Source organism: Pseudomonas sp. NFACC37-1, from assembly GCF_900101575.1.
GTDB lineage: Bacteria > Pseudomonadota > Gammaproteobacteria > Pseudomonadales > Pseudomonadaceae > Aquipseudomonas > Aquipseudomonas fluorescens_AA.
The window spans coordinates 1-9,796 of sequence record NZ_FMUZ01000065.1; the positions used below are offsets into that span (position 1 = coordinate 1).

Annotated in this window: 12 protein-coding genes; 5 read left to right on the plus strand and 7 right to left on the minus strand. The window is 59.0% G+C overall.

Annotated elements, in window-relative coordinates; all coding sequences use genetic code 11:
• On the plus strand, positions 1-312 hold a 312-nt coding region (locus BLP82_RS29405; protein WP_139198001.1), incomplete at its 5' end, for a transposase.
• A gap of 56 nt (positions 313-368) precedes the next feature.
• On the opposite strand, the gene BLP82_RS29410 is transcribed toward BLP82_RS29405, so the two are convergent.
• Entirely contained in the window at positions 369-938 is a 570-nt protein-coding gene (locus BLP82_RS29410; RefSeq protein WP_003199385.1) for an elongation factor P, read from the minus strand.
• A gap of 48 nt (positions 939-986) precedes the next feature.
• The gene (gene earP / locus BLP82_RS29415) at positions 987-2,120 is read right to left on the minus strand and encodes an elongation factor P maturation arginine rhamnosyltransferase EarP (RefSeq protein WP_092176940.1); all 1,134 of its coding nucleotides are present in this window, start codon (positions 2,118-2,120) and stop codon (positions 987-989) included.
• Between the two features lie 121 nt (positions 2,121-2,241).
• Here earP and BLP82_RS29420 point away from each other — a divergent pair, with 121 nt between their 5' ends.
• The gene (locus BLP82_RS29420) at positions 2,242-2,628 is read left to right on the plus strand and encodes a hypothetical protein (RefSeq protein ID WP_092176943.1); all 387 of its coding nucleotides are present in this window, start codon (positions 2,242-2,244) and stop codon (positions 2,626-2,628) included.
• A gap of 1 nt (position 2,629) precedes the next feature.
• Positions 2,630-3,112 carry a GreA/GreB family elongation factor gene (locus BLP82_RS29425; RefSeq protein ID WP_092176946.1) on the plus strand — a complete coding sequence of 161 codons (483 nt, stop codon included), beginning with the start codon at positions 2,630-2,632 and terminating at the stop codon, positions 3,110-3,112.
• 12 nt (positions 3,113-3,124) lie between these two features.
• On the opposite strand, the gene cysB is transcribed toward BLP82_RS29425, so the two are convergent.
• The 4 genes from cysB to BLP82_RS29445 all read right to left on the minus strand — a co-directional run bounded on the left by cysB (position 3,125) and on the right by BLP82_RS29445 (position 6,688).
• Positions 3,125-4,099, minus strand: coding sequence for an HTH-type transcriptional regulator CysB (gene cysB, locus BLP82_RS29430; RefSeq protein WP_092176949.1), 975 nt, complete (start codon positions 4,097-4,099; stop codon positions 3,125-3,127).
• A 111-nt stretch (positions 4,100-4,210) separates the two neighbouring features.
• Positions 4,211-4,711, minus strand: a complete 501-nt coding sequence (locus BLP82_RS29435) for a universal stress protein (RefSeq protein WP_060738547.1) — start codon at positions 4,709-4,711, stop codon at positions 4,211-4,213.
• Positions 4,712-4,807: 96 nt separating this feature from the next.
• A complete protein-coding gene (locus tag BLP82_RS29440) occupies positions 4,808-5,713 on the minus strand; it encodes a 5'-nucleotidase (protein ID WP_092176952.1) in 906 nt (301 codons plus the stop codon).
• A 21-nt stretch (positions 5,714-5,734) separates the two neighbouring features.
• Positions 5,735-6,688 (minus strand): putative 2-dehydropantoate 2-reductase, encoded by a 954-nt coding sequence (locus BLP82_RS29445; RefSeq protein ID WP_092176955.1) that lies wholly within the window; start codon positions 6,686-6,688, stop codon positions 5,735-5,737.
• Positions 6,689-7,007: 319 nt separating this feature from the next.
• Here BLP82_RS29445 and BLP82_RS29450 point away from each other — a divergent pair, with 319 nt between their 5' ends.
• A complete protein-coding gene (locus BLP82_RS29450; RefSeq protein ID WP_092176958.1) occupies positions 7,008-8,084 on the plus strand; it encodes a 3-deoxy-7-phosphoheptulonate synthase in 1,077 nt (358 codons plus the stop codon).
• A gap of 154 nt (positions 8,085-8,238) precedes the next feature.
• On the opposite strand, the gene BLP82_RS29455 is transcribed toward BLP82_RS29450, so the two are convergent.
• Positions 8,239-8,520, minus strand: a complete 282-nt coding sequence (locus BLP82_RS29455; RefSeq protein WP_053120470.1) for a GNAT family N-acetyltransferase — start codon at positions 8,518-8,520, stop codon at positions 8,239-8,241.
• A gap of 635 nt (positions 8,521-9,155) precedes the next feature.
• Here BLP82_RS29455 and oprI point away from each other — a divergent pair.
• The gene (gene oprI, locus BLP82_RS29460; protein WP_003183784.1) at positions 9,156-9,407 is read left to right on the plus strand and encodes an outer membrane lipoprotei OprI; all 252 of its coding nucleotides are present in this window, start codon (positions 9,156-9,158) and stop codon (positions 9,405-9,407) included.
• Positions 9,408-9,796 lie beyond the last annotated feature (389 nt).

Genomic DNA, 9,796 nt, shown 5'->3' on the forward strand with positions numbered 1-9,796 from the left:
ATGACGGTCTACTTGATGAAGGCTGAACTCAAAACACTCTGGACCCCGAGTACTGCCTGGGGTTGGCGATCGGCCTGGAAGCAATGGCTGCGCCATGCGCATGAAAGCGAAATACCAGCTCTGATCCAGTTCGCCAAACGGCTAAAGGGTTACTGGCGGGGCATCGTGAGCCGGGTTCGCTGGCCGATGCACACCGGTCAGTTGGAAGGAATAAACAATCGAATAAAGGTCATCAAGCGGATGGCGTACGGTTACCGGGATAGCGAATTCTTTTTCATGAAGATCAAGAGCGTCTTTCCCGGTAATCCGTGAAGAACCATAAAAAAGCCCGACTCAATGGTCGGGCTTTTTCATACAGAAGGCTTCGCTTACTTGGCGCGACCTTTGTAGGAACCGCCTTCGCGGGTATCGATCTCGATCATGTCGCCGATTTCGATGAAGTCAGCGACCGACAGTTCGGTACCGTTCTTCAGTTTGGCAGGCTTCATGACCTTGCCGGAAGTGTCACCGCGAGCGGAACCTTCGGTGTAGTCAACCTGACGCACGATGGTGGTCGGCAGTTCTACGGAAACCAGGCGCTCTTCGAAGAATACGGCTTCGCAGACGTCGGTCATGCCTTCTTCGATGAATGGCAGAACGCTTTCGATGTCTTCGGCGTTCAGCTCGTACATGGTGTAGTCAGTGGTGTCCATGAACGTGTAGGTGTCGCCGCTGATGAAGGACAGGGTCGCTTCTTTGCGGTCGAGGATCACGTCGTCCAGTTTGTCGTCGGCGCTGTAGACGATCTCGGTCTTGTAACCGGTCAGCAGGTTCTTCAGCTTGGTCTTCATGATCGCGCTGTTACGACCCGACTTGGTGAACTCAGCTTTCTGAACCAGCCAAGGATCGTTTTCGAGACGGATCACGGTCCCGGGTTTCAGTTCTTTACCAGTTTTCATTGCGAATATCCGAATTTGGATGGGATTTACAAAAATCTAGGCCGCGTATCATATCCAATTTACATAAAACTTCACCAGCGCTGCGGCAAGATCGGGTCGCGAAGCCTGTTCCAGACACCACGCCTGGGCATGTTCGGCCAGTTCCCGCTGGTGTTCGCGGCTGCTTTTCCAATGCTCAGCCATGTCCTGGCCGGCATTCCAGGCCCGCCAGAGACCACTGGTCGCTTTTTGCGCGGCCGGTGAAAGCCCCTGATTGTAGAGCCTGAGAAATGCCTCGAGCTTTTCCAGGTGGACGTCTTCTTCCTGCTGGTAGATGTGCCAGAGCAAAGGCCGACCGGCCCATTGCGCGCGGACGAAGGAGTCTTCGCCACGCACGGCGTTGAAATCGCAGCACCACAGCAACTGGTCGTATTGGTCCTGGCGAATGAACGGCAGCACCTGCACCGTCAGCGCCCCGCGTCGATGCAGCGCACCGACCTTCAGGCCCTCGACACCGAGCCAACGCTCGACGTCGCCCAACACTCGCCCTTCGGGAACCAGCACATGAAATGCCTGGGTATCGGCTGCCATCGCGTCAAACCAGCTCGCCAGCCCGGCGTTCTCGTAGGCGAACAGCGAGATCAGCCAGGCTTGCGGCGCCCGCTCGACGCCCAATCCTTGCAGGAAGCTGCGTTGCGCTTCGGCATCCTGCTGGAATTGCCGACGGCGCTCCAGCAGACCGGCCTCACGCAGCAAGCCACCCGTTCCCTCCCGAAAGCCCGGGAAAAAGAAATATTTCTGCACGTGTTTGTATTTGACTGACGGTAAGCCATGGCAACCGATCACCCAGTCTTCGGCGCTCAAATAATCGAGGTTCATCCACAAGGGCGTCGTCTGGCGTTCGGCCATCGCTTCCATGTAGGCACTCGGCAACTGGCAGGCAAACGCGGCGATCACCACCTCGGCGGCCTCGGTGGACTGCCACTCAGCAGGCCAGTGGCACACTTGCACGCCCTGCTGCCATTGCTCGGGCAGGGTGATATCGATTTGCGGGCACAGCCGTTCGAAGGCACGCAGGTCGTCGACCCACAGCCGCACCGCGCATTGGTGCTCGGCCACCAATTGCCGAGCCAGGCGCCAAGTGACACCGATGTCGCCATAATTATCGACGACGGTGCAGAAAATATCCCAGCGCACAGCCATTCCCGACTCCCTGTGACAAAGGCCTGATTGTCCCGAATAAACCGATCGCGCAGAAGAGCCGACGGCGATTAATCTTCATGCGACAATCAGCGCCTGCCCATGACCCTGCCAGGAAGCAGCCATGCCCGATCACTCGACACCCTCGCGCCTTACGGCTTTGCAATTGACCTTCAGCATTGCCCTGGGCCTGTGGCTGGGGTTCCTGGCCATCGTGTTGACAGGCTGGCTACTGTCCAGATTCCTGTTCAACGAACAACTGGCCCCGGTGGCCGCCGCCGTCCATCAACTGGCGCAACCACCGACGGTGCAACCGCCCCCCGAGCCGCCCACACCGATGTTCGAGCAGTATCAGCAGAACCTGCAAAGGAACGAGCAGCGTCAGGCGCTTGATCAGGCCCGCAGCAATCCTCGCAACCTGTCCAACCCCAAGTGCCAGTTCTGGCTGCAACAGGACCAGAATGCGCCCAGTGAAAAAAGCCGCGCCAACGTGCTGCAATTCTGCGAATGACATGAACAAACAGACCGTCCACCAGTTGATTCTCGACAAGCTCGAGATTGATCTCGATATCGCCGAGCGCGCCGCGCAAACCGCTTACGAAACCGCGACCCACGAAGAAAACATCGCCGAGAACAAATACGACACCCTGGGCCTCGAGGCGTCCTACCTCGCCGCCGGACAAGCCCGGCGCGTGGAAGAAATCCGCCAGGCGCTCACCCTTTGTCAAAACCTGACATTGAGGCCTTATGACGAGCAGCGCGGCATTCAGGTCGGCACATTGATCGGACTGGAAGATGAGCACGGCCGCCAGCAATGGCTCTTCCTCGGGCCGGATGCGGCAGGCTTGAAGGTCTCGCTGGTAGGCCAGCCGATCACCGTCATCACCCCCCGCTCACCGCTGGGCCGAGGCCTGCTGGGCAAGTTCGAGGGGGATGAGGTGGAGATCGTGGTCGCAGGCGCCCGGCAACAGTTCACTGTCACCGAGGCGATCTAGGCAGGTATTTTTTTAGTGCACCGGCAGTTCTACGCCGTCGAACAACTCTTCGAGTTCCTGCTTGTTGTGGCACTGGATAGCCTTGGCCATCACTTCCCGAGTCAGGTGCGGCGCGAATTTCTCGATGAAATCGCACATGAAACCCCGCAGGAAAGTGCCACGACGGAAACCGATCTTGGTCACGCTGGATTCGAACAATTCGCTGGCATCCAGCACCACCAGGTCACTGTCGAGCTTGGTATCGACGGCCATCTTCGCGACGATGCCCACGCCCAGGCCCAGGCGGACGTAAGTCTTGATCACGTCGGCGTCGGCGGCGGTGAACACCACTTTTGGCGTCAGGCCACGATGGCTGAAGGCTTCGTCGAGCTTGGAACGACCGGTGAAACCGAATACATAGGTGACGATCGGGTATTCGGCCAGGGCTTCGAGAGTCAGCTTCGGCAGCTTGGTCAACGGATGGCCGTGGGGCACGACCACGCAGCGATTCCAGCGGTAGCACGGCATCATCACCAGGTCCCCGAACAGCTCCAGGGCCTCGGTGGCAATGGCGAAATCCACCGTGCCGTCGGCAGCCATCTCGGCGATCTGCATCGGCGACCCCTGGTGCATGTGCAGCGCCACGTCGGGGTATTGCTTGATGAAGTTGCTGATCACCGGCGGCAGCGCATAGCGGGCCTGGGTGTGGGTGGTGGCGATCGACAAGGTGCCTTTTTTCTCGTTGGAGAATTCCTGGGCGATCTGCTTGATGCTTTCGACCTTGCGCAGGATCTCGCCAGCCGTGGTGATGATGCGCTCACCGGCCGGGGTCACGCGGGTCAGGTGCTTGCCGCTGCGGGCGAAGACTTCGACGCCCAGTTCGTCCTCCAACAGGCGGATCTGCTTGCTGATGCCGGGTTGCGACGTGTAGAGGCTTTGGGCAGTAGCGGAAACGTTGAGGTCGTGGTGCGCCACTTCCCAGATGTAGCGCAGTTGTTGAAGCTTCATATGTATCCCTCAAAGCAGTTGGACGCCACGGGCATCAGCGACGGTATATAACTATATGGAAGGTTTCGACAATAAATCTAGAACTTTTTATAAAAACGCCATCATTTAGCCTCAAGCCTCGCCCTGACGTCGACGCTGGACCAGCGGTACCAGGTAGACCGGTACCCGGGATAACTGCAATACCCGGGCAGCGGTCCTGCCCAAGGGGGTTTCACCGTTCGCCCCTTGGCAATGACTGCCTACGATCAGCAAATCAACGGAGAGTTTCGCAGCCTGCTCCAGAATGACCTGGGAAGGATCGCCCTGGTACACCCTGACCGACCTGATCAGTTTCAAGTCCTGTTGCCCTTCCCCCAATTCCTCACGGAAACTGTCGAGCACCCGCTGTTCGATGTTGGCCATCACCGTATTCAGACCTTGGCGATGGAATTCGTTCAGCGCCTGCTCATCGAGATAGCTTTGCAACACCGATTCGGCGAACAGCCCCATCGGTTCCACCGCATGCACCACATACAACTCGGCCTCAAACGTCCGTGCCAGCGCCAAGGCATGCTGCATCACATAAGGGGCATAAAGGCCCAGGTCTGTGGCGTACAGCATCGAACGAATCATGTGACCTCCTCACGTGCCAGAATGGCGGAGATTGATTCAGCTTAGCAGCGCCTTGGGGACTGCGACGTGCGGCCTGACGTCCCGACTCAGAGGCAGTCAGGGCTTTATTTCGTTACTGATGCCATGGGGCACGTGACCAGTGGCGACCACCTCCCGGGCCAATTCGCAGTGACCGGTCTGGTCATCGAAAAACACATCGGCGGCAAAGGCCTCCAGGAAGGCCGATTTGGTCAGGCCGCCGAGAAACAGCGACTCGTCCAAACGGATATCCCACTCACGCAAAGTCCGGATGACCCGCTCATGGGCCGGTGCCGAACGGGCGGTCACCAGGGCCGTGCGGATGGGGCAGGCGTCCTCGGGGAACTCGCGTTGCAGCGCGTTGAGCGCCGCCAGGAAGCCCTTGAACGGCCCGCCTCGCAGCGGCTCGCGAGCAGCCTGTCGTTCGCTGGCCTGGAAAGCCTCCAGACCACCGGCCTGATAGACACGCTCCGACTCATCGGAAAACAGCACGGCATCGCCGTCGAAGGCAATGCGCAATTCTCCGCTGGCGGCGCGACTGGCCCCACCCGACAGGATGGTCGCCGCGGCAAATCCGGCGTCCAGGGCGCTGCGCACGTCCTCAGCATGGGTGGACAAGAACAGGTCGCAACCGAATGCCTTGAGGTACGGGTAAGGACTGCGGCCGCCAACGAAGGCCGCGCGCGAAATCGCCAGCCCATAATGATGGATCGAGTTGAACACCCGAAGGCCGGTGTCGGCACTGTTGCGCGACACCAGGATCACCTCGACCCGGGCACGCCCCAGGTGTTCGTTGAGGTCCAGCAGTTTCTGCACGAGGGCGAACGCGTCGCCGGGTGCCAGGACTTCGTCTTCATGCTCGATCTGGTATTGCCGATAGGCCTCGACGCCACTGGACAGGTACACCTTGTGGCTTTCCCTCAGGTCGAACAACGCCCGCGACGAAATCGCCAGCACCAGTTTGTCGTCGATGTTGTTTGCCATGCCACTCCCCTTTCGCCCCGCTCAGCGGTTACAGCGATCCATGAACGCCAACGCCTGATACAAGGCTTCGATTTTCGGCAGCTCACACCCTGCCGCTTTCGCCGCCGCCAATGGCCGGCCGTAGATCGCGTCCAGTTCCAGCGCTCGCTTGTGGGAATAATCGTGGTACATGCTCGGCCAGTAATCGGGCATCTTCTCGGTCATCATGAACAGATACTCGGCATAACCCGGCGCGATGTGATGCCCACAGGCTTGCGCACCACGGACCACCTCCGCCATCAGCGCCTGGATCAATTCGCGGCTATGATCGTTGGCCATCAACGGCGTGGTACTGGCGCCCAACAAGACCGAAAGACCGTTGTACGGCACATTCCATACCAGCTTCTGCCAGCGGGCCTGTTGCAAGCCAGGCATGGCCTGGGCCTCGATACCGGCGCTGCGGAACAACGTCGCCGCCTCTTCGACGATTGCCATGCGTTGCGCCTGATCGGCACAGGGACCGCTGTGATAACCGACGTTGACCGCGCCAAGTGCCTGGTGGGCGATGACACCAGGGCCGAGGCGATGCACGCAGATCAGGCACAGGCCACCCAGCAGATGCAGCGAATCGGGCAACAACGGTCGAAGATCGTCCTCGACGTCCAGGCCGTTCTGCAGCAACAGGACTTTTGCCCCGTCAGCGGCAGCCTGGGCAATGGCCGGAGCCAGATCGGCATTGCTGGTGGTCTTGGCGCCGACCAGCAGCCAGTCACAGGGCGGCATATCGGCTGCCGAGCGATAGGCCTGGACGGGGTCGAGGGCCAGCGTGCCATGGACCGCGCTGTCGATTCGCAAACCGGCTTCGGCCACGGCAGCAAATTCGCTGCGCAGTAGAAAGTGCACGTCAAAACCGGCGCGCGCCAGCATCACGCCATAAAACCCGCCAATCGCCCCGGTGCCGATCATCCCGATCCGCGGTTTAACCCCTGCCTGCATCGTTGCAACTCCCCTGGTAAAAAAGCCCCTGCACATCATTACACAGCCTGGTTCTGTAGGAGCTGGCGAAGCCTGCGATCTTTTGATCTTTCGCTCACGACTCAATCGGCTTTGGAAAGATCGCAGCCTCGCTTCGCTCGACAGTTCCTACGAGTCCAGCGGGAGCAAGCTCCCTTGCCGCAATTAAACCGGGCCCAGCCCATTGTCGAGCCACCTCGTAACGCGATAAGGTTCGGCTCCCCGACGCGCTTAAAATTCGCTGTGCACCGCCGCGCGGGGATCGCTGGCGGCCGGCACCCGTGACCTGACGAGTAACACGATGGCTGATTTACCGATCAATGACCTTAACGTCGCCTCCAACGAGACCCTCATCACGCCTGACCAGCTCAAGCGCGATATCCCCCTGAGCGACGCTGCCCTGCGCACCGTGACCAAGGGCCGGGAAGTCATTCGCAACATCCTGGACGGCACCGACCATCGCCTGTTCGTGGTCATCGGCCCCTGCTCGATCCATGACATCAAGGCCGCCCACGAATACGCCGAGCGCCTGAAAGTGCTGGCGGCGGAAGTCTCCGACACCTTGTACCTGGTCATGCGCGTGTATTTCGAGAAACCGCGCACCACCGTCGGCTGGAAAGGCCTGATCAACGACCCGTACCTGGATGACTCCTTCAAGATCCAGGACGGCCTGCACATCGGTCGCCAGTTGCTGCTGGACCTGGCGGAAATGGGCCTGCCCACCGCCACCGAAGCCCTGGACCCGATCTCGCCGCAGTACTTGCAGGACCTGATCAGCTGGTCGGCCATCGGCGCGCGCACCACCGAATCCCAGACCCACCGCGAAATGGCCTCCGGCCTGTCGTCGGCGGTGGGCTTCAAGAACGGCACCGACGGCGGTCTCACCGTGGCGATCAACGCCTTGCAGTCGGTTTCCAGCCCGCACCGCTTCCTGGGCATCAATCAGGAAGGTGGCGTGTCGATCGTCACCACCAAGGGCAACGCCTACGGTCACGTGGTGCTGCGCGGTGGCAACGGCAAGCCGAACTACGACTCGGTCAGCGTCGCACTGTGTGAGCAGGCGTTGAACAAAGCCAGGATCAAGCCGAACATCATGGTCGATTGCAGCCACGCCAACTCCAACAAGGATCCGGCGCTGCAACCGTTGGTGATGGAGAACGTGGCCAACCAGATCCTGGAAGGCAACCAGTCGATTATCGGCCTGATGGTCGAAAGCCACCTGAACTGGGGCTGCCAGGCAATCCCGAAAGACCTCGCCGACTTGCAGTACGGCGTCTCCATCACCGATGCCTGCATCGACTGGAGCGCGACCGAGAACACCCTGCGCAGCATGCATGCCAAACTCAAGGACGTGCTGCCGAAGCGGCAGCGTAGCTAACAAAGATCGCAGCCTCGTTTCACTCGACAGCTCCTACACGGCTTCTACACGTATTTGGGTGGGGATGTAGGCGCTGGTGAAGCCTGCGATCTTCAAGGCATAAAAAAACGCCGGACTTTTCAGTCTGGCGTTTTTTATTGGGGAATCCGTTTTCTCAGAGCTTCGCCGCGTGCCGCTGGTGACGCTCCATGTAACGCTCTACGTAGGAGCAGGATGGGATCACCGTGTAGCCCATCTCTTCAGCGTACTGCAGCGCTCTTTCGGTCAGCGCCGCCGCGATGCCCCGGCCGCGCAAGGCGTTGGGCACGAAGGTGCGATAGATATCCAGGGTCTGCTTGCCCAGGTCCATATAGGTCAGATAGGCACGATGACCGTCCACATTGGTCTCGAACTGATGACCAGCCTGGTCATGGTGGATGGTAACCGCCTCGCTCATCACTACTCCTCGCGGGTCTGAATGCCGACCCCTACCTTACCGATGTTTTTCCGGCGAAGGAACATCTACGCCACCCCGTGCCTTCCTGGTCACCGAGCGCCAAAACCGATCCGCTCAAACCCGAGCACGTCGTGAATAGTAGGCACCAATGACGCAAATGCTCAAGGCACGCCTGTCATCGAAGGGGTAAACCTGGTCGGGTTTATCGATTGAGCGCCATCGTCGAGCGGTAGTCGGTCACGGTGCAATAGCTGAACATCGCCAGTTGTTGAGTCTTGAGACGAGCGCGCGTAGTTAAAGTCACCGCCAATACCAATAAAGATGCCTGGGACATTGCGCAAAAAATGTACAAAAGTGTAGGTGAATCAATAAACAACGACGTTAGCGAGGGCGGCAAGAGTTCTCCCCCACTGCGGAACTTTTCTTCGTCGACGCGCTCCTGCCAAGGGCTTGGGGCTGTATATTTTTTCAACACCCCTAAGAAAAGTTGCTCGAAAAAGAATCACCGCCTACAATTTTTTTGCTTCTTGCGCTACGTCAGTTTACTTACTACAAGTAATGGGTAGTATGTACGCCGGCTAACTCTCCAGTCTGGGGAGACAGTCACTAATAGAAAGTCCTTGAAGGGGAAACCGATGAACAACGTTCTGAAATTCTCTGCTCTGGCCCTGGCCGCAGTTCTGGCTACCGGTTGCAGCAGCGCATCGAAAGAAACCGAAGCACGTCTGACTGCTACCGAAGACGCAGCAGCTCGCTCCCAGGCTCGTGCAGACGAAGCTTACCGTAAAGCTGATGAAGCTCTGGCTGCTGCTCAAAAAGCACAACAGACTGCTGACGAAGCTAACGAGCGTGCTCTGCGCATGCTGGAAAAAGCTAGCCGCAAGTAATAGTCCTTCGGGATTGTTATCGAGCCGACCCATTTTTGGGTCGGCTTTTTTATGTGCGCCCAGCATGGGCGCAATCTTGTGGGTGAAAGTCCCGCCGTAAGCTGACCACAGCGAACGAAGTGAAGCGCAACTGCATGAGGGCGACCGAGTGTGGGGAGGAAGCGTGGATCGAAGCCATGAGCCGATGTACAAGAACCGGATAGAAGGCGAAGCCGATCAGGGCGAGCGGGCATAAAACCGCGAAGTTCTTGTGGTCAAGGATCAGGCTGCGTAAATCCGGCGGTTGTGTGGTGAAGGATTGCGTTCTTACCTGGGGAGATCTCGCCTTGTGCCTGAAAGGGCGACGGTGCAAGCCGGAGCGAGAAGTCAGCAGAGGCCGTAGTAGTCTT